At 73.5% G+C, this 20,820-nt stretch carries 19 protein-coding genes; 11 read left to right on the top strand and 8 right to left on the bottom strand.

The window, feature by feature from the left end; all coding sequences use genetic code 11:
- Positions 1-36: 36 nt before the first annotated feature.
- Complete coding sequence (locus IO39_RS51255; RefSeq protein WP_052423765.1) at positions 37-1,848, top strand: discoidin domain-containing protein; 1,812 nt, start codon at positions 37-39, stop codon at positions 1,846-1,848.
- A 133-nt stretch (positions 1,849-1,981) separates the two neighbouring features.
- Here the strand turns inward: IO39_RS51255 and IO39_RS35050 are convergent, their stop codons facing one another.
- Together IO39_RS35050 and IO39_RS35045 are read right to left on the bottom strand one after the other, a co-directional pair.
- Positions 1,982-2,350, bottom strand: a complete 369-nt coding sequence (locus tag IO39_RS35050) for a MerR family DNA-binding transcriptional regulator (RefSeq protein ID WP_245642475.1) — start codon at positions 2,348-2,350, stop codon at positions 1,982-1,984.
- Positions 2,347-3,666: an MFS transporter gene (locus IO39_RS35045; RefSeq protein WP_084774007.1), complete on the bottom strand. Its 1,320-nt coding sequence runs from the start codon at positions 3,664-3,666 to the stop codon at positions 2,347-2,349. Before IO39_RS35045 ends, IO39_RS35050 begins: the two co-directional genes overlap by 4 nt.
- A gap of 262 nt (positions 3,667-3,928) precedes the next feature.
- Here IO39_RS35045 and IO39_RS35040 point away from each other — a divergent pair, with 262 nt between their 5' ends.
- Entirely contained in the window at positions 3,929-4,480 is a 552-nt protein-coding gene (locus IO39_RS35040; protein ID WP_245642474.1) for an AAA family ATPase, read from the top strand.
- Between the two features lie 252 nt (positions 4,481-4,732).
- On the opposite strand, the gene IO39_RS35035 is transcribed toward IO39_RS35040, so the two are convergent.
- Positions 4,733-5,314 (bottom strand): TetR/AcrR family transcriptional regulator, encoded by a 582-nt coding sequence (locus IO39_RS35035; protein ID WP_043632619.1) that lies wholly within the window; start codon positions 5,312-5,314, stop codon positions 4,733-4,735.
- 100 nt (positions 5,315-5,414) lie between these two features.
- Between IO39_RS35035 and IO39_RS35030 the strand changes: the two genes are divergently transcribed.
- The gene (locus IO39_RS35030) at positions 5,415-6,608 is read left to right on the top strand and encodes an MFS transporter (protein WP_043632616.1); all 1,194 of its coding nucleotides are present in this window, start codon (positions 5,415-5,417) and stop codon (positions 6,606-6,608) included.
- A gap of 110 nt (positions 6,609-6,718) precedes the next feature.
- Here the strand turns inward: IO39_RS35030 and IO39_RS35025 are convergent, their stop codons facing one another.
- Positions 6,719-7,489 (bottom strand): TetR/AcrR family transcriptional regulator, encoded by a 771-nt coding sequence (locus IO39_RS35025; RefSeq protein ID WP_043632613.1) that lies wholly within the window; start codon positions 7,487-7,489, stop codon positions 6,719-6,721.
- 48 nt (positions 7,490-7,537) lie between these two features.
- Here IO39_RS35025 and IO39_RS35020 point away from each other — a divergent pair, with 48 nt between their 5' ends.
- Positions 7,538-8,242, top strand: a complete 705-nt coding sequence (locus IO39_RS35020; protein ID WP_043632610.1) for a bleomycin resistance protein — start codon at positions 7,538-7,540, stop codon at positions 8,240-8,242.
- Positions 8,243-8,373: 131 nt separating this feature from the next.
- Here the strand turns inward: IO39_RS35020 and bla are convergent, their stop codons facing one another.
- From bla to IO39_RS35005, 3 genes are all read right to left on the bottom strand, one after another.
- Positions 8,374-9,357, bottom strand: coding sequence for a class A beta-lactamase (bla, locus tag IO39_RS35015; protein WP_043632607.1), 984 nt, complete (start codon positions 9,355-9,357; stop codon positions 8,374-8,376).
- A gap of 231 nt (positions 9,358-9,588) precedes the next feature.
- Complete coding sequence (locus tag IO39_RS35010; protein ID WP_052423763.1) at positions 9,589-10,008, bottom strand: hypothetical protein; 420 nt, start codon at positions 10,006-10,008, stop codon at positions 9,589-9,591.
- Positions 10,009-10,053: 45 nt separating this feature from the next.
- Positions 10,054-10,326 (bottom strand): winged helix DNA-binding protein, encoded by a 273-nt coding sequence (locus IO39_RS35005; RefSeq protein WP_211267272.1) that lies wholly within the window; start codon positions 10,324-10,326, stop codon positions 10,054-10,056.
- Positions 10,327-10,349: 23 nt separating this feature from the next.
- Here IO39_RS35005 and IO39_RS35000 point away from each other — a divergent pair, with 23 nt between their 5' ends.
- From IO39_RS35000 to manA, 7 genes are all read left to right on the top strand, one after another.
- Positions 10,350-11,639, top strand: a complete 1,290-nt coding sequence (locus tag IO39_RS35000; protein WP_084774005.1) for an MFS transporter — start codon at positions 10,350-10,352, stop codon at positions 11,637-11,639.
- Positions 11,640-11,790: 151 nt separating this feature from the next.
- The gene (locus IO39_RS34995; protein ID WP_043632604.1) at positions 11,791-13,251 is read left to right on the top strand and encodes an RICIN domain-containing protein; all 1,461 of its coding nucleotides are present in this window, start codon (positions 11,791-11,793) and stop codon (positions 13,249-13,251) included.
- A gap of 57 nt (positions 13,252-13,308) precedes the next feature.
- Complete coding sequence (locus IO39_RS34990) at positions 13,309-14,304, top strand: hypothetical protein (protein WP_052423762.1); 996 nt, start codon at positions 13,309-13,311, stop codon at positions 14,302-14,304.
- 75 nt (positions 14,305-14,379) lie between these two features.
- Positions 14,380-15,324, top strand: coding sequence for a cucumopine synthase-related protein (locus IO39_RS34985; RefSeq protein ID WP_043632601.1), 945 nt, complete (start codon positions 14,380-14,382; stop codon positions 15,322-15,324).
- Positions 15,321-16,412, top strand: a complete 1,092-nt coding sequence (locus IO39_RS34980; RefSeq protein WP_043632598.1) for an NAD(P)/FAD-dependent oxidoreductase — start codon at positions 15,321-15,323, stop codon at positions 16,410-16,412. Before IO39_RS34985 ends, IO39_RS34980 begins: the two co-directional genes overlap by 4 nt.
- Entirely contained in the window at positions 16,409-17,761 is a 1,353-nt protein-coding gene (locus IO39_RS34975) for a cytochrome P450 family protein (protein WP_084774003.1), read from the top strand. Before IO39_RS34980 ends, IO39_RS34975 begins: the two co-directional genes overlap by 4 nt.
- Before the next feature lie 120 nt (positions 17,762-17,881).
- On the top strand, positions 17,882-19,069 hold the full coding sequence (gene manA / locus IO39_RS34970; protein ID WP_245642473.1) for a mannose-6-phosphate isomerase, class I: 1,188 nt from the start codon (positions 17,882-17,884) through the stop codon (positions 19,067-19,069).
- A 21-nt stretch (positions 19,070-19,090) separates the two neighbouring features.
- Here the strand turns inward: manA and IO39_RS34965 are convergent, their stop codons facing one another.
- Complete coding sequence (locus tag IO39_RS34965; protein WP_043632595.1) at positions 19,091-20,770, bottom strand: FAD-dependent oxidoreductase; 1,680 nt, start codon at positions 20,768-20,770, stop codon at positions 19,091-19,093.
- Positions 20,771-20,820 lie beyond the last annotated feature (50 nt).

The following is a 20,820-nucleotide window of genomic DNA, read 5'->3' as shown; positions in this document are numbered from 1 at the left end:
ACGCCCGCACACCCCCTCTCCCGAAGGACGACGCCCATGCGCACCGCCATCCCTCCCCTGGCCGCCGCCGCCCTGGCCCTGGCCGGGCTGCTCGCCCCGGTCCCCGCCGCCGCCGACCCCGTCATCTATCCCTCGTACGTCGCCAGGCCGGCGACGTACCGGCTGGACTGTGACGGCCAGCGCCCGGGCAGCACCTGCACGGTCGTCGCGTCCGGCCCGGCGCGCCCGCACAAGGTGCTGGAGTTCGCCATCACCGTCAAGAGCGGCGCGCAGGTGTGGGCGCGCGACACCCTCTACAGCCGCGACGGGCAGGCGCGCAGCCGGCCCTTCGTGCTGCCCGAGCAGCCGGTCACGGTCGACGCCCGCGTCACCTCGATGCCGGAGACGTGGGCGGGCACGCCGCTGCGGCTGATGACCTGGAACCTCTTCGTCGGCGGCACCATCAACGGCCAGGAGAAGACGGGCGAGAACCTCCGGCAGATGATCGAGTACCTCAACGAGGTCGATCCCGACGTGCTGTTCGTGGTCGAGGGGTACGGGTCCGGGGAGAAGATCCTCGACGGGCTCAACGCCGGCCGCGCCGAGGGCGACCGGTTCACCGGCGTGCGGCTCACCCACCCCGAGGACTACAGCGCCAACGGCGACAACCTGTGGCTCTACACCAAGCTCAAGGTCGAGAAGGTCTACCCGCGCTACGCCGACGCCGACATCACCTCCTTCAACCTCGGCGGCGCCCGGCTCGGCCTGCCCAACGGCAAGCACGTCCACGCCTTCACCATGTGGACCTGGCACGAGATCTCCGCCAACTGGGACGTCCACGAGGCCGCCGTGCAGAACCTCTACGGCCGGCCGCGCACCAAGACCGACGCGCAGCTCCTCGACGACGACCGCTTCCGCCGCGTCGCCATGGGCAAGGCCATCCTCGACAAGGCGCTGCCCTCCTTCATCGGCGACGACGACGCCCCCGTGCTGATGGGCGGCGACCTCAACGCCTGGCCGTACCTGGACTGGACCGAGCAGTTCAAGAACGCGCGCGGGCACGCGGGGCTGGTGCTGCCGTGGCCGCTGACCAAGATGTACGCCGACGCCGGCTTCGTCGACACCTTCCGCCACGCCAACCCCGACGCCGGCCGCCACCCCGGCCGCACCTGGAGCCCGCTGAGCGGCTACCGCTCCGCGCCCGCCCGCATCGACTACGTCTTCACCCGGGGCAGGGACGTGCGCGTCCTCGGCTCCCGCATCGACGACCGCCGCCTGCCCGCCCACCAGGGCGGCGCCCTCGACCAGACCTACCCGTTCTACTCCGACCACAGCTCCGTCATCACCGACGTGGTGATCCGCGGCCGGGGCGCCGGCCCCGACCGGCCGGTCGTCGCCGACGAGCCCGAGCACGCCCCCGGCGTCTGGCCCGCCGCCCCGGCCGGCACGCCGGTCCCGCCGGCCGAGCTCAGCGCGACCGCCACCACCTTCAAGCCGGGCGCCGGCGACCCGTCCAGGGCGGTCGACGGCGACCTGACGACCGACTACCACTCCGACTACCCGCAGATCGCGCCGCAGCCGCACTTCATCACCGTCGATCTCGGGCGGGTCCGGGAGCTGTCGGCGGTCCGGTTCCAGCCCAAGCTGCGTTACGACATGAACGGCACGGTGCTCAAGGGCGTGGTGCAGGTCAGCGCGGACGGCACGACGTTCACGGACGTCCGGCGGGTGGAGTGGCCGCGCATGACGGCCCCGAACGACGTGGACCTCAACGGCGTCCCGGCCCGGTACGTGCGGCTGCGCGTCGACTACGGCATGGGCGGCGCCTCCGCCCTGGCGGAGATCATCCCGTACGAGCTGTCCCGCTGACCCCACCACCGCCCGCCCCGGCCCCGCCCCGGCCCCGCCCCGCCCCGGGGTCCGGGCCGGGGCCGGGGTCTTGACTTCACGTCGGCTTGCAGTCGCAGGATGTCCGGCAGGACACAGAGCCTTGCGAGGGTGCTCAGTCTTCCAGGATCTTGGCCAGGCGGTCGGTCTCGGCCGCGAGGCGCCCGCGCGTCTCGGTCAGGGCGGCGATGCGCTCGTCGAGCGCGCCGAGGCGTTCGGAGAAGGTGCGGAGCAGGGCCACGCAGTCCTTCGGCGGTTCCGGGTCGCCCGTGCCCAGGCAGTGGACGAACCGCAGCACGTCCTCGGAGCTGAGCCCGGCGTGCAGGAGGCGGGCGATGTCGCGTACGAGGAGGACGGCGTCGCTGTCGTAGACCCGGTAGCCGTTGTGGTCGCGCGCCGCGCTGATCAGGCCCTGCTCCTCGTAGTAGCGCAGCGCCCGCGTGGACACCCCCGCGCAGCGGGCCAGCTCGCCGATCCGCATCATCCGCTCACTCCTCCCCCGCCGTCCGGGCCGGATCGCCGCCTTCGCCGGTCGGACACGAAGGCCGTCCGGAACAACGCCAGGGAGAGCAGCACCAATCCCGCCGCGGTCGCGGGCACGGCCGCCGGGCCGCCGGTCTCCAGCACCAGGCCGCCGATCCCGCCGGCGAGCGAGAAGCCGAGGAACATGGCGCTGTTGTTCAGCGCGAGCAGCTCGTTCGCGGCGCCGGGGCCGCCGCCCCGCTCGAGCAGCCAGGCCTGGGTCGCGGGCGCGATGCCCCAGGTGGCCAGGCCGTACAGCACGACGACCGACGCGACGACGGGCAGCGGGTACGGACCTCCGGCCACGCCGAGGACGGCCATGAGAAGGGGCGCGGCGAACACCCCGCACAGCAGGACCATCAGCGCGCGCAGGGCGCCGAGGGCGTCCACCAGCCGGCCGCCGGCGAACGCGCCCGCGATGCCGGCCAGGCCCACGGCGGTGATGAGCGGGGCGACGGCGGAGCCCCGGACGCCGCCGAGCAGGCCGGTGATCTCGGTGATGTAGACGTAGGACATCATCCCGCCCGCGCCACTGGGGATCATCGCCAGCAGCGCCGCGGCCGTCGCCGGCCGGCGCAGCAGCGCCAGCCGCTCCTTCACCCCGGCCGCCTCCCCGCCCGGGGACGGCGCCAGGTGACCGCCGGGGCCGGCCGCTTCTCCGGCCGGTAGCCGTGGCAGGGTCGCCAGCAGGCCGAGGGCTGCCACGAGGGCGATGGCGGCGACGTACAGCATGGTGGCCCGCCAGCCCAGCAGGCCGCCGATCCACGTGCCGGCCGGCACCCCGGCCACCAGGGAGGTGGTCAGGCCGGCCCCGACGATCGCGAGATACCGTCCCTGGCGGCCCGCGGGCGCGGCCGTGGCCGCGACGGCGAAGGCGGCGGGTGACGCGGTCGCGGCGGCCAGGCCCGAGACGATCCGGGCCACCAGCAGCGGCCCGTACGCCGGGGCGAGGGCGGCGCCGAGGTTGGCGAGGACGAACACGACCGCCGCCCCGACGAGCACCCGCCGCCGGGGCAGCCGGGCGGTCAGGAAGGCCGCGACCGGCGCCCCCAGCGCGTACGTCAGCGCGAATACGGTCACGAGCTGGCCGCCCATCGCGACCGGGACGCCCAGGTCCCGGGAGAGGCCCGGCAGGATGCCCGCGATGATCAGGTCGTCGGTGCCGAAGGAGAAGGCCAGCAGGAAGAGTGCCGGCAGCCACAGCGGCGGGGACGGGCGCGAGCCGTCCGCCGCCCTCGTGCCCGCCACCGCCGCCGGTGGGGTTCCGTGCGTTGTCATGCCGCGACGCTAGGACCTTGACGTTAGCGTCAAGGTCAACCTCCCCGGCGGCCCGACGTGGACGGCGGCACGGTTCGACAACGGATCTCACCCTTCCTCTCGAAGATCCTTCCGCCTCCCGAGCCTGGCAGCGGCGACCGGGGCCGGGAACCTTCTTGAACGCGGGCGCAACCTCCGCCCCCGCTCCCGGCGCGGTGGGGCGGGCGCGCCGGGGCGGGAATGCGATTGCCGGGCGGCGGGGTGCGCTGGCACGATGGCGGGCGTGATCGTTCCCGATGCGCCCGACTGCCTGATCGTGACGGGGATGCCGGGGGCCGGGAAGTCGACGGTGACCAGGCTCGTCGCCGAGCGCCTGCCGCGCGCCGCGCTGCTCGACGGCGACTTCGTCAACCGGCTCGTCGTCAGCGGGCGGGTCTCGCCGCTCGGTGAGCCCGCCGACGAGGCGGCGCGGCAGGCGGAGCTCTGCAACCGCAACCTGTGCGCGCTGGCGGCCAACTTCTCCGACGCCGGATTCACACCCCTGATCGACTGGGTGGTCCCCGACCGCCGGCAGCTGGACTTCTTCGTCTCCCTCCTCGCGGGCCGGCGGGTCCTGTTCGTCGTTCTCGCGCCGGGCATCGAGGTGTGCCGGTACCGCAACGCCATGCGTCATCCGCGGCAGCGGTTCGACTTCGACGGGTACGAGGAGCTGGAGGCCGGCATGAAACGTGAGCTGGGCGATGCCGGCTGGTGGTTCGACACCTCGGCGCTCACCCCGGAGGAGAGCGCCGAGCGGATCGTCCGGGAGGCCGGCCACCGCGCCCTGGTGAGCTGACCACGACCCCGGCCCCGGTCCCGGGCCTCGCCCGCGCCGCGCCAGGCCCACCGGCCCCGACCCTCGCCATGTCAGGCCCACCGGCCCCCGGCCCTCGCCCGCACCATGCCGGGCCCAGCGACTCCGGCCCGCGCCCGCGCCTGTGCCGTGCGGGCTCGCCCGGCCGCGCCCTCGTTCGCGTCACGACGGCGTGACCTGCCATGACGGCCCTGCCTTGCCGCCTGGTCCGCTGAGCGCGCGGTGCCGGGCGGGTCAGGACGGGGGGCGGGTGAGGGTGGTGATCGTGAAGTCGATCGCGGTGGCGAGGCGCCGGGGGTCGTGGCCGGCGCGCTCGCGTACGCGCAGGCCGAGCACCGTCGTGAACAGCAGCTCCACCGCCGCCTCGACGTCCAGGCCGGCGGGCAGGTCGCCCTCGTGGACGCCGCGGCGCAGCAGCGCGGCGAGGGTCTGCCGGGTGACCTCGAACGCGGCCTCGGTCTTCCGCCCGGCCTCGGAGTCGGCGGTGCCGAGCTCGGCGGCGGTGTTGACCACGAAGCAGCCGCGACCGGCCTCGTGGCTGATCATCCACACCAGCCACTCCCGCAGGATCTCGAGACTGGGCCCGGGGGCGCCGAGCAGCTCCTGCGCCTGCGCGGACTCGGTCGCCCGATAGTGGTCCAGCGCCCGCAGGAACAGGGTGTGCTTGTCGGTGAACGTGCGATAGAGGCTGCTCTGCTTGAGGCCGAGCTCGGTGCCCAGATCGCGGACGGACGTGGCGTGGTAGCCGCGGCGCCAGAACAGGTCGGTCGCCTTGGCGACCACCTCTTGCTCGTCGAACTCTCTCGGCCGTGCCATGGCCACCACCTTACCCGGGTTGTGGAGCGCTCGCTCCCGTACTAGGGTGTGCCGCCGTACGGGAGCGAGCGCTCCCAAATGAGAGAGAAGAGAGCTCGACGTGACGGCAACAGAACCCACCACGGCCCCGCGGGACACGCCGGCGCCGCACCCCTGGATCGCGGTGTCGGCCGTGGCCTTCGGCACCTTTCTCCTGGTGACGGCCGAGCAGCTGCCCATCGGGCTGCTCACCCCCGTCGGCTCGGCGCTGTCGGTGTCGGAGGGCGCGGCCGGGCTCATGGTCACGGTGCCCGGCGTCGTCGCCGCCGTCGCGGCGCCGCTGGTCCCCGTGCTCGTCGGCAGGATGGACCGCCGGCTCCTGCTCATCGGCCTGATGGGCCTCATGACGGTGGCCAACCTGGCCTCCGCGCTGGCCCCGGACTATCCGCTCCTGATCGCCGCCCGCGTGCTGGTCGGGGTGGCGATCGGCGGGTTCTGGGCGATCGCCGGCGGCCTGGCCGTACGGCTCGTCCCGGCCCCGCTCGTGCCGCGGGCCACCGCGATCATCTTCGGCGGCGTCGGGGCCGCGAACGTCTTCGGCGTCCCCCTCGGCACGATGATCGGCGGGCTGGCGGACTGGCGGGTGGCGTTCGGCGCGCTGAGCGCCCTGGCGCTGGTCGTGCTGGCCGCCCTGCTGGCCGTGCTGCCGCCGCTGACCGCCGCCCGGCCGGTCGGCCTGCGGCGGCTGGCCGGCCAGTTCCGCGTCCGGGGCGTCCGGATCGGCATCCTGGCGACCTTCCTGATCGTGACCGGGCACTTCACGGCCTACACGTTCGTCACCCCCGTGCTGCGGGAGCTGTCGGGGATCGACGCGGGACTGGTCGGGCCGCTGCTGTTCGGGTTCGGCGTGGCGGGCGTCGCGGGGAACTTCGTCGCGGGCGCCGCCGTGGCGCGGCGGCTGCACCGGACGGTCCTGGTCATCGCCGCCGGTCTGGGTGCGGCCCTGCTGCTCTATCCCGTGGCGGGGCTCACCGGCGCGGGCGGGGTGGCGCTGCTCGTCGTCTGGGGCCTGGTCTACGGCGGGGTCTCCACGAGCCTCCAGACGTGGATGATCAAGGCTGCGCCGGAGGCGGTCGAGGAGGCGTCGGCGTTGTGGGTGGCGGTGTTCAACCTCTCGATCGGGCTCGGGGCGCTGGCCGGCGGCACGATCGTGGACGCCCTGCCGCTCCAGGGCGTCCTGTGGCTGGCCGGCGCGCTCGTCTCGGCCGCCGCGCTCGCGGTCTGGAGCGCCCGCCGGAACGAGAGCCTCAGGTAGTCCGCGTCAGGGGCGCGCGGCCGGCAGCGGACGACCCGGCAGCGGGCGACCCGGCAGCGGGCGCGTCAGGAGCCGGCGCGTCAGGAGCCGGCGCGTCAGGAGCCGGCGGGTCAGGAGCGGGCGGTGGCGATGCGGGTGGCGATGGAGTCCAGCAGCAGGTCCAGGCCGTGGTGGAAGCGGTCGAGCGCCCGCTGCACCGTGTACGGCGCCCCCGTGTCCGACACCGCGAACGCCCCGGCCGACTCCAGGGCCGCGAACAGCGGGAAGCGGCCGTTCATGTGCTCCTCCAGGAACGGGACCCGCCGCTGCCACCATTCGTCGTCGCTGCTGCCGGTCAGCGCGGGCGCCCGCTCCGCCTCCACGACCGCCGAGGCGGCCCCCCGCGTGTACGACTCCAGCGCCGCCACGCAGCGCACCAGCTCGGCGGGGGGCAGGCCGTGGCCGTCGAGCAGGGTCAGCGTGGCTTCGTACCGGGTCAGGACGTTCGGCCCGAAGACGGTGCGCGAGGTGGAGACCTGCAGCAGCCACGGATGGGCGCGGAAGGCGGCCAGGTCGGCGCGGGCGACCTCGCGCAGCCCCTCCCGCCAGCCGGACTCGGGGTCGGGCAGCGGCTGCGCCCCGGCCACCCGGTCGACCATCAGCTCCAGCAACTCGGCCTTGCCCGGCACGTACGTGTAGAGCGAGGCGGTGCCGATGCCCAGCACCTGGGCCAGCGCCCGCATCGACAGGGCGGCGGGACCGGCGCCGTCGGCCTCGGCGATGGCGGCGTCGACGATGCGCGACAGCTCCAGCCGCTGCCGGGGCCCCCGTCTCGGAGCGGGCAGCCCGGTCCAGAGCAGGGCCATCGTGCGTGCCGGGTCACCGCGTCCCGCGTACTCCATCGGGATATCCTCCTGCAAGAAATACTCCGAACAGCGTACGATGTTTCCATGCGAGCCGAGACCGTCATCCCCTGCCTGCCATGCCGCCACCTCGACGACGTCCTGCCCTTCTACCAGGCGCTCGGGTTCGAGGTGAGCTACCGCCAGGAGCGCCCCAACCCCTACGCCGCCGTCCGCCGGGGCGGCATCGAGCTGCACTTCTTCGGCGTGCCCGAGTTCGACCCCGCCGAGTCGATGGGGAACGTGATCGTGGCGGTGGACGACACCGAGGAGCTGCACGCGCCGTTCGCGGCGGGGCTGCGGGCCGCGTACGGGAAAGTGCCGGCCTCCGGGATACCGCGGATGACCCGGCCGCGCCGCATGCAGGGCACGGCGGGCGGGTTCATGGTCGTGGACCCGGGCGGGAACTGGGTGCGCATCACCCGGCGCAAGCCCGACGAGCCCACCCCCGAGGAGGGTCGGCTGGCGCGCGCGGTGGCCGCCGCCGCCCGCCAGGCCGACTCGCACGGCCACGACGCCGCGGGCATCCGCGTGCTGGAGAACGGCCTGGCCCGGCACGCCGACGCGCCCGCCGTCCAGCGGCTGCCCGCCCTGGTCTACCTGGCCGAGCTGCGGCTGCGCACCGGTGACCGGGAGGCCGCGGCGGCGCTGCTGTCCGAGGTCGACGCCCTGGAGCTGACCGAGGACGAACGCCAGAGCGTCGCCAAGGACCTCGCCACCGCCGCCGAACTGGCCGCCGACCTGCGCTCCTGACCCCTGCCGCAGCCCCGCGCCGGCGGCGCCGGGCGGAAGAGCGCGGGGCGGAAGACGGCTCCGGGCGAAAGGCGGCGCCGTCGGCGGTCAGGCCGAACAGGCCGAACAGGCCATGAGGAGGCGCGGGAGGGTCAGAGCCTGCCGAGGGCGCGGGCCAGGACGGTGGCCGTCTTCGCGATGGTCTGATTGTCGGTGGGCAGGCCCGGGGTGCGGTTGGTGTAGACGGCCATGACGATGGGCGCGGCGCCCTTGGCCGGCCAGATGACGGCGACGTCGTTCCCGCCGCCGAACCCGCTGGAGTTGGTGCCGGTCTTGTGGGCGACCGTCCAGCTCTTGGGCAGGCCGGCGGGGATGCGTTCGGCGCCGACCTCGCTCCTCAGCAGCCAGGCGAGGAGCTGCTCGCGGTCCTTGGCGTGCAGCGCGGTCCCGGTGGTGAGCAGGCGCAGGTCGCGGGCGATGGCGGCGGGCGTGGTGGTGTCGCGCTTGTCCTTGGGCGTCCAGTCGTTCAGCTCCGGGTGCCACCGGTCCATGCGGGAGAGCGGGTCCTTGAGCGTGCGGAAGTAGGCCGTCAGCCCGGCGGGCCCGCCGATCTGCCTGAGCAGCAGGTTGGAGGCGGTGCCGTCGCTGCGGGTGACGGCCGCCTCGCACAGCCGGGAGACCGTCAGCCCGTCCTTGAGGTGCTTCTCCGTGACCGGCGAGTTGGGCGTCATGTCGGCGGCTGTCCACCTGATGACCTTGCTCATCAGGCCGGGTGAGGAGGTGCGCGCCTTGTGCAGCACGGCCGCGCACAGGGGCGCCTTGAACGTGGACAACATGGGGAAGCGCTCACCCGCCCGGTACGACACCGTCCTGCCGCTGGCCGCGTCGAAGGCGTACGCGCCGATCCGGCCGTTGAACGCCCTCTCCAGGGCCCGCAGCTCCTTCTTCACCCGCGCCTCGACCGGCTCCCGAACCACGGTGTGCGCGGCTGCGGGCTTCGTGGCGGGCTTCGTGGCGGGCTTCGTGGCGGGCTTCGTGGCCGCCGCGGCGGTGGCCGGGGCGAAGGCGCCGCAGGTCAGCAGGGAGATCGCCAGGGCGGTCGCGGGCAGCGCCGCGGCGGCTCGGGGGTAACGCATGTCGGGTCCTCGCTCGTCCGTCAGCTCGTCGTCCGTACAAGAGGTCAGCGAGCAGGAGCAAAGCAGACATGATCAGACGATGTCTAATAGTGATAGTGCACATCCCCCCATATCCACTGCTGTATGAACGCTGGTCGGACCCGTCGTCCTGAGGCGGCACGGCAGGGAAACGGCTTACCCGTGGGGCGGACAGCCGGGTCAGGCGTGCGGGACGCAGGACGGACAGCCGGGTCAGGCGTGCGGGACGCGGGACGGCTCTCGCCGGGTGAGCAGGCCCGCCAGGCGGGCCGCATCCTCCACGGTGACGGTCAGCGCGGGATGGCGCAGCACGCCGAGAGGGTCGCTGCCGGACACCGAGCGGTGGAAGCGGATGCAGACGCCCTGCCGCGTGCTGCTGCCGAAGGTGAGCCCGCCGTCGGACAGCGACACGCGCACCCCGATCGCCTTGAGCGGCGAGAAGGGGCCGGACAGCTCGGCGGCGGCGACGTTGGCGCGTGGCGACAGCACCAGCCACGGCCCGAACCGCACCCGCAGCACCTCGCCGGTCAGCGTGAGCCGGCAGGTGTCCGGACGGACGCCGAGGACGGCCAGCAGCGGCCGGTACCGGTCTTCGAAGGCGAAACCGAAGTCGAGTTCCTCGTCACGATTCACCTGCTCACGGCTACCCACGAACCCGCCCCGCACACGGGTGGGCGGCTACACGCCCGCGGCCCTGTTCGGGCGGGAGGCGCGGTCAGGGCGGGGCCAGGAGCGGCCGCCGAGGCGTTCGATGTCGGTGTTGAAGCGCCTGAGGTAGGCCGCGAACTCGGTGACCTCCTCGGCCGTCCAGCCGGCCAGCACCTTCTCCAGCCCGCTGATGTTCCTGGCCCGCTCGGCGTCGAGGTAACGCTTCCCCTCCTCGGTGAGGCGGAACTTGCGGGCGATCCCGCCCTCGGGGTCGGGGATGCGCTCGGCCAGCCCGGCGCGCAACAGCGCCGAGGTGTGCCTCCTGGGTGGTCACCGCGACGCTGCTGGCGGGCGCCGTCACCACGCCGGTGATGGGACGCCTGGGCGACCTGTACGGCAAGCGCCGCATGATGCTCATCTGCGCGATCCCCCTGATCGCGGGGTGCGTCGTGTGCGCGCTGGCCGGATCGCTCACCCCGATGATCATCGGGCGCGGGCTGCAGGGCATGGGCATGATCCCGCTGGGCATCAGCGCCCTGCGCGACGTGCTGCCGCCCGACCGGCTCGGCCCCTCCATCGCGCTGATGAGCTCGTCCATGGGCATCGGCGGCGCGCTCGGCCTGCCGATCGCCGCCGCGGTCGCCGAGTACGCGAGCTGGCGGGCGCTGTTCTGGGGCACGGCCGCGCTGGGCCTGGTGGTGGCGGTGCTCATCCGGCTGCTGGTCCCGGCCACGCCCGCGGCGGCCAGGGGCCGCGTCGACGTCCTGGGCGCGCTCGGCCTCGGCGCGGGCCTGGTCTGCCTGCTGCTGGGCGTCTCCAAGGGCGCCGACTGGGGCTGGGGCAGCGGCGTCACGCTCGGGCTGCTGGCCGCCGCGGTGCTGCTGCTGCTCGCCTGGGGCGGGTGGGAGCTGCGCGTCCGCGACCCGCTGGTCGACCTGCGCGTCACCGCCCGCCCGCAGGTGCTGCTGACGAACCTGGCCTCGATCGTGGTCGGCTTCTCCATGTACGCCCAGTCGCTGATCGTCATCCAGATCCTGCAGCTGCCCGAGGCGACCGGCCACGGCCTGGGACAGTCGATGCTGGCCGCCGGCCTGTGGATGGCGCCCTCCGGGCTGATGATGATGCTCATCTCCCCCCTCGGCGCCCGCCTGTCGGCCGCCCGCGGCCCGAAGGCGACGCTGATCACCGGCAGCCTCGTCCTGGCCCTCGGCTACGGCTCCTCCACCGTCCTGCTCGGCTCCACCTGGGGCCTGCTGGTCGTCACCTGCGTGTGCGGCATCGGCGTGGCCTTCGCCTACGGCGCGATGCCGGCCCTCATCATGGGCGCCGTGCCCCTGTCGGAGACCGGCGCGGCCAACAGCTTCAACACGCTGATGCGCTCCATCGGCACCACCGTCTCGGCCGCCGTCGTCGGGCTCGTGCTGTCCCAGCTCACCGTCGACTTCGGCGGGCACGCGGTGCCGTCGGAGGCGGGGTTCCGTACCGGGATGCTGGTCGGCTGCGGCGCCGCGCTCGTGGCGGCGGCGGTCACGCTCTCCCTGCCCGGCCGCCGCCACCGGGCCGCGCACGCGACCGGCGCGGACGGCCGCGCTGACCGGCGGAGCAGCCGCGTCTAGCACCCGCGTCACGGCGCCCGCATTGACCGGCGCGGCAGCCGCGTCTAGCGTCCGCGTCACGGCGCCCGCCGCGGCCGGTCACCCGGCGGTGGCGGAGCGCCGGAGGCTCCCCGCGCACGCCAAGGCCGGCCACCTCCGGAAGGAGCACCCCATGCCCCGCGCCCTCCTCCTGATCGCCGCGCTCCTCCTCGCCCTCCTGCCCGCCCCGCCCGCCCTGGCGGCCCCCACCACAGCCCCCAACACGGCGCCCCTCACTGCGCCCGTCGCGGCGCCCGTCACCGTGCCGGTCGGCGCCCAGTTCACCGACACCTCGGGCAACCTGCTGCACGCCCACGGCGGCGGCATGATCAAGGTAGGCGCGCACTACTACTGGTTCGGCGAGAACCGCAACGCCGACGGCACCTTCCGCTACGTCTCCGCCTACCGCTCGGCGGACCTGCGCACCTGGGAGTTCCGCAACCACGTGCTGACCCAGTCCAGCGCCGCGGAACTGCGGGTCGCCAACATCGAACGGCCCAAGGTCATCTTCAACCCCGCCACCGGCCGGTTCGTCATGTGGATGCACAAGGAGAACGGCCGCGACTACGGCGAGGCCCGCGCCGCCGTCGCCGTCTCCGACACCGTGGACGGCGACTACACCTACCTGCGCAGCTTCCGCCCGCTCGGCCACATGTCACGCGACATCACCGCCTACGTGGACACCGACGGCACCGGCTACATGATCTCGGCCGCCGACGAGAACTACGACCTGCACATCTACCGCCTGACGGCCGACCACACCGACGTGGCCGCCCTGGTGCGCGCGTGGGACGGCGACCACCGGGAGGCGCCCGCCCTGTTCAGACGCGACGGCGTGTACTTCCTGCTCACCTCGGGCGCCACCGGCTGGCAGCCCAACCAGGCCAAGTACGCCACCGCCACCACCATCACCGGCCCCTGGAGCGCCTGGCAGAACGCCGGGGACCGGCTCACCTACGGCTCCCAGCCGGCCTTCGTGCTGCCCGTGCAGGGCACGTCGAGCACGTCCTACCTCTACGTGGGCGACCGGTGGGCGGGCGCCTGGGGCGGCCCGGTCAACGACTCCCGCTACGTGTGGCTGCCGATCCACTTCTCCGGCGGCACGACCATGAGCCTGACCTACGCCGCCCACCTCACCATCGACGCCGCCGCCGGCACCGTCACCACGAGCGGCTCCGGCTTCGACCGGCTGACGGTGCGGCACTCCGGCAAGTGCGCCGACGTGCGCAACGCCTCCACCGCCGACCTGGCCCCCGTCATCCAGTACGACTGCAACGGCGGCGCCAACCAGCAGTGGCGCATCCAGACGATCAGCGGCGGATACGTGCAGCTCATCGCCCGCAACTCCGGCAGATGTCTCGACGTCAACGGCGCGAGCACCGCCGACGGGGCCGCCCTGCAGCAGTACGGCTGCGGCGCCGGCGCCAACCAGCAATGGACCCTGCAGGACGCCGGCGGCGGCCACCTGCGGCTGGTCGCCAGGCACTCCGGCAAGTGCGCCGACGTGCCCGGCTCGGCCACCGCCAACGACGTGCAGCTCAAGCAGTACCCGTGCAACGGCGGCCACAACCAGCAGTTCACCCGCACCGGCTGAAGCCCCCGCCCGAAATCGCCTCGCGGAGCGGCCCGGCGTCCGGCTAGATTCGCCGGCGTGTACGAACCCCGCGAGATCGTGTGCGACGAGTCCGGCTCGGAGGGCGAGAAGCTCGTCGGCGGCAACAGCGACGTCTTCGCCCATGCCGCCGTGCACATGGACGCGCGGGCCGCGGCCGCCTGCGTGGCCGAGCTGCGCGAGCGGGCGCCCACCCCGGCCACCCAGTACCGCGCCGGCCACGTGCTGCGCGACAAGCACCGCGCCGCCCTGCTGTGGCTGCTCGGCCCCGAGGGCCCCGTGCTCGGCAACGCGCGCGTCTTCCTGACCGACAAGATCTTCTACGTCGTCGGCAAGGTCGCCGGCCTGCTCCAGGACGACCACGCGCCCCGCCTCGGCCTCGACCCCCGCGCCACCGCCACCGCCACCGCCCTCTACCGCGAGGGCCGGCGCGCCTTCGGCGACGCGCGGTGGACCGCCTTCCTCGACGCGTTCAACTACCTGCTGCGGGCCAAGAACGGCCAGGGCGTCACCACCTCGGTCGAGGACACCTTCCGCCTGGTGGACGAGCTGCGCGGGGCCGACGGGCCGGCCGGCGCCTTCATGCGGGAGCTGTGGCGGGCCAGGCCCCGCGTCGCCGCCTTCCGGGAACGGCTGCTCGCCGACCCGTACGTCTTCCCCGCGCTCGACCCGCTCATCCCCGCCATCGTCGCCGCCGTCACCTCCTGGGGCGCCGACGGCCGCCCCGTCTCCGTCGTGCACGACGAGCAGACCACCCTCACCGACGAGCGCGTCGCGCACCTGGGCAGGATCCTCGACGGCCGCCTGGCCGGCATCCGGCTCGCCGACTCCGAGCTGGACGAACGCGTGCAGGTCGCCGACGTGATGGCCGGCGTGGCCCGCAAGATCGCCCTCGACGCCCTGCGCGGCCGCCCCGACCCGGCCCTGACCGCGCTGCTCCGCCCGTACGTCGACACCACCTCCATCTGGGCCGACGACCGCAGCCGGGCCCTGGTCATGGACGACCACGACCACAAGGCGGTCATGGAGCGGTAAACACCCCCAACGGGCCGGTAAACACTCCAACCCCGCCCACTATCACCACAAACAGTCACGCTAGAGTGACACACTGTGAACGAGACAAAGCGTATCGAAATCACCTGGCCCAGCATCGGCATCACCGTCAACGCCGAACTCGACCAACGCAACCGCGCACTGGCCCAATGCCTGTGGGACGCCCTGCCTTACCGCAGCCTCCAAGGCCACGCCCTGGTCGCCGGCTACCACCTCTACCACGTCGCCCCCGCCCACTCGCTCCTGCACACCGAGGCCGAATACCGCGTGGACCGGCGCACCGTCCCCGACGGCACCCTGTTCTGCTCCCGCCTGCAACACCTCGGCATCAAATACGGCGAACTCACCGAACCCATGACCGCCACCCCCATCGGCCAGGTCGCCGAACAGGACCTCGAAGCCCTCGCCCAAGCCGGCCGCGAAGTCTGGCACTCCGTCTACAGCACCAAGACACCCGTCATCGCCGAAGTACGCCGCGCCGGCGAACCCGGCGGACACGACCTGCCCCGCCTGCCCATCGGCGACCCCCAGCTCAACCAGCTCGCCACCGAAGTCCACGCCGAGACCCAGCGCATCTGGCTCGACCCGCCCCAGGAACTCCTCGACCTGCACCAAGGCCGCATCCCCTCCGGCGCCGGCAGCTACGAGACCGTCCTGACCACACTCCTGTTCGTCAACGGCGAAACCCGCCCCCTCGGCTACAGCTGCTACGGCGGCCTCGTCCGCGCCGCCCTCGACGGCATGCCCATGCCCTGGCTGCGCCAGATGACCCGCCAGCTCGCCCACACCCCGGCCGAATTCCTCGGCTACTGCGGCCTGGACCGCCTCTGGGACTTCACCCAGCGACTCCTGGCCGGCCTCGAACGCCTCGACAGCCACGAGGACTTCGCCGCGATCATGGCCCACATGGCCCTCTACTGCAACTGCCTCGGCGGCTGGAACCTCCACCTCTTCCCCTGGCAGGCAGGCGACCACCTGCGCAGAACGCAGGCCCTGACATGAGCACCGACTCACGCGTGGTGGTGATCGGCGGCGGCGTCATCGGGCTGTCGATCGCCTTCCACCTCGCCGAAGCCGGCGTCGACGTCACCCTGCTCGAACGCGGCACCCTCGGCTCCGGCGCCTCCCGCGCCACCGCCGACGTCGTCCGCTCCTACTTCGCCGGCAACCCCCTCAGCTCCGCCCTGGCCGTACGCAGCCTCGAGGCCTACCGCGCCTTCCCCACCAGGCCCGGCACCGAACTGCCACTACGCCAGGTCGGCTACCTCGTCCTGTTCACCGACGACGACCAGGTCGCCGCCTTCCACGCCGACCAGCCCGCCCAGCGCGCCGCCGGCGTCAACGTCGAACTCATCACCCCCGACGAGGCCAGACGGCACAACCCGCTCATCGGCGACCTGCCGCTGACCGCCGCCGCCTACTCACCCGACGCCTACATCTCCGACACCACCGCCATCGTCACCGCCTACGCCACCGCCGCCGAACGCGCCGGCGCCGCACTGCGCACCGGCTGCCCGGTCACCGCCATCGACCCCGAAGCCGGACGCGTCCAGACCGCCGACGGAGAGATCTCCGCCGACGCCATCGTCTGCGCCGCCGGCGCCTGGTCCGCCTCACTCGTCCGCTGCGCCGGCGTCGACCTGCCCCTCACCGAACCCATCGAACAGGAACTGCTCACCACCGACCCGCTACCACCCGGCACACCCGACATCCCGGTCACCCTCCACGCCGCCAGCGGCCTGCTCATCCGCCGGCGCGACGACCGCATGCTCATCGGCATGGGCTACCCCGGACCCGACCGCGAATCATGGCGCCGCCAGGTCGCCCGGCAACTCACCGACACCTACCCGAGCCTGGCCGGACTCGCCCTGCACACCGCCGTGACCGGCCTGCGCGACGCCAGCCCCGACAAGACCGCCTTCATCGGCCACCGGCCGGGACCACCCGCCTTCCTGTACGCCACCGGCTTCTCCGGCCACGGCCTGTGCAACGCACCCGCCGCCGGCGAGCTGGTCCGCGACCTCTACCTCGACCAGGACCCCGGCATGGACGTGACAGCGCTGGCGATCGGCGCACGACGGATGGGATGACCATGACCGACCTCTCCAACCGCCCTGACCGCTCCCGGGACCGCGCTCAGGACCGCTCACAGGACCGCCCCGGCCGCTCCGGGCAGCGCCCCGGCCCGCCGGAACAGCACCCCGGCCCGTCCGGCGACCGCCCCGGACACGACGGCCGCTTCGTCCTCGACCCGGCCACCCACGACCTGCACGGCGACAACGACCGCCTGCGCCAAGCAGGCCCGCTCGTCCCCGTGACCGCCGAAGGCGTCCCCGCCTGGGCCGCCACCCGCTACGACACCCTCATGACCGTCCTGACCCACCCCGACCTGTCCAGAGAACTCCGCCACTGGACCGGCGCCGCCGCCATGCCACCCGGCAGCGCCATCGAACGCATCGTCACCGACACCTCCATGCTCAACGCCGAAGGCGACCAGCACCGCCGCCTCCGCATGCCCCTCACCGCCGCCTTCTCACAACGACGACTCAACCGCCTGCGCCCGCGCATCGAGGAACTCACCACCCGCCTCATCGACGCCCTCAAACAAAGACCCCCCGACCAGCCCGTCGACCTGCGCCTCGAATTCGCCTACCCGCTGCCACGCGAGGTCATCTCCGAACTCATCGGCATCCCCGCCGCCCACCAGGACGAACTGCACCGGCTCACCGACGCCGTCGCCCAGGTCGGCGGCCTGGAAGACTCACCCGGCCTGCGCAAAGAACTCCACGAACTCCTCGACCAGGTCATCGAGGAACGACGCGACGACCCCGGCGAAGACCTCATCACCGACCTGTTCGCCCTGCACGAGAAAGACGGCGGCCGCCTGTCCGAAGACGAACTGTTCGCCACCATCGAACTGCTCTTCATCGCCGGCCACGTCACCACCGTCAACCTCATCACCAACGCCATCGGCGCCCTGCTCAGCCAGCCCGGCCAGCTCGACCTGCTGCGCACCGGGCAGTGCCCCTACAGCGCCGCCGTGGAGGAGACCCTGCGCTGGGACTCACCCATCGCCTACTTCCCCATGCGCTACGCCGTACGCGACACCGAGATCGACGGCATCCCCCTGCGCGGCGGCGAACCCGTCCTGGCCTGCTTCGCCGCCACCGGACGCGACCCCGACCAGTACGGCCAAGACGCCCACCGCTTCGACCTCACCCGCCCGCAAACACCACACCTGGCCTTCGGACACGGCCCGCACTTCTGCCTCGGCGCACCACTGGCCAGACTCGAAGGCGAAATCGCACTCCAAGCACTCTTCACCACATTCCCGCACATGACACTCGCCGCACCGCTGGAGGAACTCCCACCACTGGACACCCTCCTCGGCAACAGCACCCGCACCATGCCCGTCCTGCTCGGCCCGCACACCGACTGAACCCACCGCAACCCCACCCGCACGACACCCGCACCCGGGGCCCGGCGACACGCCCGCCCCGGCTGTGCGCACCAGGCGACCGCGTTCTACGCTCCATGAACGACGATTGGAGCCAACGCCGTGCCACAGACCGACCTGCCACCCGCCACGCCCCAGCGCCTGGCCACCACCATCCGCCCCTACGACTGGGGCTCGGCCACCGCCCTGCCCGAGCTGTTCGGCACGGAACCCACCGGCGAGCCGCAGGCCGAACTCTGGATGGGCGCCCACCCCGGCGCCCCCTCGACCATCGGCGGCACCCCGCTGAACGAGCTCATCGCCCACGACCCCACCACCACCCTCGGCCAGGCCACCACCACCCGATTCGGCCCCACCCTCCCCTACCTGCTCAAAGTCCTGGCCGTCGAACGCCCCCTCTCCCTCCAGGTCCACCCCACCACCCAGCAGGCCCGAGCCGGCTACGCCGACGAGAACGCCCGCGGCATCCCCCTCGACCACTTCACCCGCACCTACAAAGACCCCTCGCACAAACCCGAGATGATCTGCGCCGTCACCCCCTTCCACGGACTGTGCGGCTTCCGCGCACCCGCCGCCACCGCCGACCTCCTCGACCGCCTCGGCCTGCCCGCCCTGCGCCCCTGGACCGACACCCTCCGCACCCAAGAGCCCCACCACGCCCTGCGCACCGTCTTCGCCGGCATGCTCGACGACGCCGCCCGCCCCCTGCGCGCCGACACCGAACAAGCCCTGCTGCGCACCCGCGACGACGACCTCACCGTCTACGCCGACATCGCCCGCGCCTACCCCGGCGACCCCGGCATCCTGGCCGCCCTCCTGCTCAACCACGTCCGCCTCACCCCCGGCCAGGCCCTCTACCTCGGCGCCGGAGTGCCCCACGCCTACCTCGGCGGCGTCGGCGTGGAGATCATGGCCAACTCCGACAACGTGCTGCGCTGCGGCCTCACCACCAAGCACGTCGACGCGCCCGAGCTCATGCGCGTCGTGGACTTCACCCCCTCCGAACCACACCTGGTGGAGCCCGTCCACGACTCCCCCGCCGCCTACGACTACCGGCCCCCCGCCCCCGAGTTCGCGCTCAGCCGCTACGAGCTGACCGGGGACGAGACCCTGTCCCTGCTCGGCGGGGTGCCGCAGATCGTGCTCTGCGTCGAGGGCAAGGCCGAACTCGGCACCGGCCTGACGCTGCGGCCGGGAGACTCCGCCTTCATCCCGGCCGCAGCGCCTTCGGTGCGGCTTGTCGGCAAGGGCGTGGTTTATCGCGCCCAGCCCGGCGCCTTTACAAAGTAGATCTCCGACGGGGAGGGGAGCCTACCGGCGGCGGCGGAGCATCAGCACGTTGTCCGTGCGGGTGGTCGGGCGTCCCTCCGGGTCGTTCTGGGAGCGCTCGAACTCCTCGGCGCGCAGCACCTCCCACTCCCCCTCCGCCGGCTCCAGCGAGTCGAGCACCTCCCGCGGCGTCGGGAAGTGCACCTCGGGGTGGTCGTGCTGCCACGACGGCCAGCCGGCGTGCCCGGCCACCAGCAGCACCCCGCCCGGCGCGACGGCCGCGGCGGCCCGGCGCAGGATCCGCTCGCGCGGCATGTCGTGCGGCGAGTGCAGGTAGCAGGCGCTGACCAGGTCGTAGGAGCCATCCGGGAACGAGGTCCCGAGGTCGTGCCGCTGCCAGTCGATCCCGTCCGGCACGCCGGCCTCCCCCGCGTGCCGGGCGGCGCGCTCCAGCGCCACGGCCGAGATGTCGACGGCGGTCACCCGCCAGCCCCGGCCCGCCAGCCAGATCGCGTCGCCGCCCTCGCCGCAGCCCAGGTCCAGCGCGCGGCCCGGCGGCAGGTCGGACACCTCGCGGACGAGCACCACGTTGGGGTTCCCGCTCCAGATCCGCTCGCTCTCGCTGTAGCGCGCGTCCCAGAACTCCGCCTCCGTCACGGCCCCGCTCCCGGGCTCCGCCGCGGTCCCGCCGCCGGAGCCGGTGGCGGACCCGCTCCCGGCCTGCGCGGCCGGTCCGGCCGGGCCGTCTCCGGCCGGGCCGGCGGCGGTCGCGGCGCGGAGGGCGGCGGCGGCGTCCCGGGCCTCCTCGGCGATCAGGTCGGCGTTGATGGCGGCCCCCGCGCGGACGCCCGCCGCGGAGGCGCTGATGACCTGGTCCATCACGTTGCTCACGTTGCCCGCCACCCACACGCCCGGCACGGAGGTCTTCCCCATCGGGTCGGCGGGGATGTAGGTGCCGATGACGTGCCCGGCCATCTCCTGCGTGGCCGTCTCCAGCCCGAGCCCCGCCAGCCCCTCGGTACGGGCGTTCAGCACGGTGCCGACGGCCAGCGCCTGGCAGGGCACCTCCCGCCCGTCGGCCAGCCGCACGCCGCCGAGCCGGTCGCCGTCCATCACGATCTCGCTCACCTCGCCCTCCACCACCGTGACGCCCCGGGCGGCGAGCTGCTCGCGCTCCTCCTCCCCCGGCTCGGGCGCGGTGTGCAGGAAGAGCGTGACTTTGTCGCTCCACTGCCGCCACAGCAGCGCCTGGTGCACGGCCAGCGGGCCGGTGCCCACGATGCCGATGGCCTGGTCGCGCACCTCCCAGCCGTGGCAGTACGGGCAGTGCAGCACCTCGCGGCCCCACCGCTCGGCCAGGCCCGCCACCTTCGGCAGCTCGTCGGCCAGGCCGGTGGCCACCAGCAGCCGGCTCGCCTCCACGGACGAGCCGTCCCCCAGCGTGACGCGGAACCGGCCGCCGGGCAGTCGCTCGGCCGCCGTGACGGCGCCGGCCACGACCTCGCCGCCGTAGCCGGTCACCTCCGCGCGCCCGCGGGCCAGCAGCTCGCGCGGCGACACGCCCTCGTGGCCCAGCAGGACGTGCACCCCCTGCGCGGGCGCGTTGCGCGGCTGTCCCGAGTCGATCACCAGCACCTTGCGGCGGGCCCGGGACAGCGCCAGCGCCCCGCTGAGCCCGGCGGCGCCGCCGCCGATCACCACCACGTCGTACGTCGCTTCCATGCCGCGACTCCTCTCGATCACTCTGCCGGTCAACCCGTGTCGCGCCACTG

The organism is Nonomuraea candida (genome assembly GCF_000725485.1).
GTDB classification, from domain to species: Bacteria; Actinomycetota; Actinomycetes; order Streptosporangiales; family Streptosporangiaceae; genus Nonomuraea; species Nonomuraea candida.
This window is presented reverse-complemented; position numbering and strand designations above follow the sequence as displayed.

Bases quoted from the DNA above. Each gene is read 5' to 3' on its own strand.
- IO39_RS51255 (WP_052423765.1), top strand. From the start codon at position 37: ATGCGCACCGCCATCCCTCCCCTGGCCGCCGCCGCCCTGGCCCTGGCC.
- IO39_RS35050 (WP_245642475.1), bottom strand. From the start codon at position 2,350: ATGATGCGGATCGGCGAGCTGGCCCGCTGCGCGGGGGTGTCCACGCGG.
- IO39_RS35045 (WP_084774007.1), bottom strand. From the start codon at position 3,666: ATGACAACGCACGGAACCCCACCGGCGGCGGTGGCGGGCACGAGGGCG.
- IO39_RS35035 (WP_043632619.1), bottom strand. From the start codon at position 5,314: ATGGCACGGCCGAGAGAGTTCGACGAGCAAGAGGTGGTCGCCAAGGCG.
- IO39_RS35025 (WP_043632613.1), bottom strand. From the start codon at position 7,489: ATGGAGTACGCGGGACGCGGTGACCCGGCACGCACGATGGCCCTGCTC.
- IO39_RS35020 (WP_043632610.1), top strand. From the start codon at position 7,538: ATGCGAGCCGAGACCGTCATCCCCTGCCTGCCATGCCGCCACCTCGAC.
- bla (WP_043632607.1), bottom strand. From the start codon at position 9,357: ATGCGTTACCCCCGAGCCGCCGCGGCGCTGCCCGCGACCGCCCTGGCG.
- IO39_RS34995 (WP_043632604.1), top strand. From the start codon at position 11,791: ATGCCCCGCGCCCTCCTCCTGATCGCCGCGCTCCTCCTCGCCCTCCTG.
- IO39_RS34980 (WP_043632598.1), top strand. From the start codon at position 15,321: ATGAGCACCGACTCACGCGTGGTGGTGATCGGCGGCGGCGTCATCGGG.
- IO39_RS34975 (WP_084774003.1), top strand. From the start codon at position 16,409: ATGACCATGACCGACCTCTCCAACCGCCCTGACCGCTCCCGGGACCGC.
- IO39_RS34965 (WP_043632595.1), bottom strand. From the start codon at position 20,770: ATGGAAGCGACGTACGACGTGGTGGTGATCGGCGGCGGCGCCGCCGGG.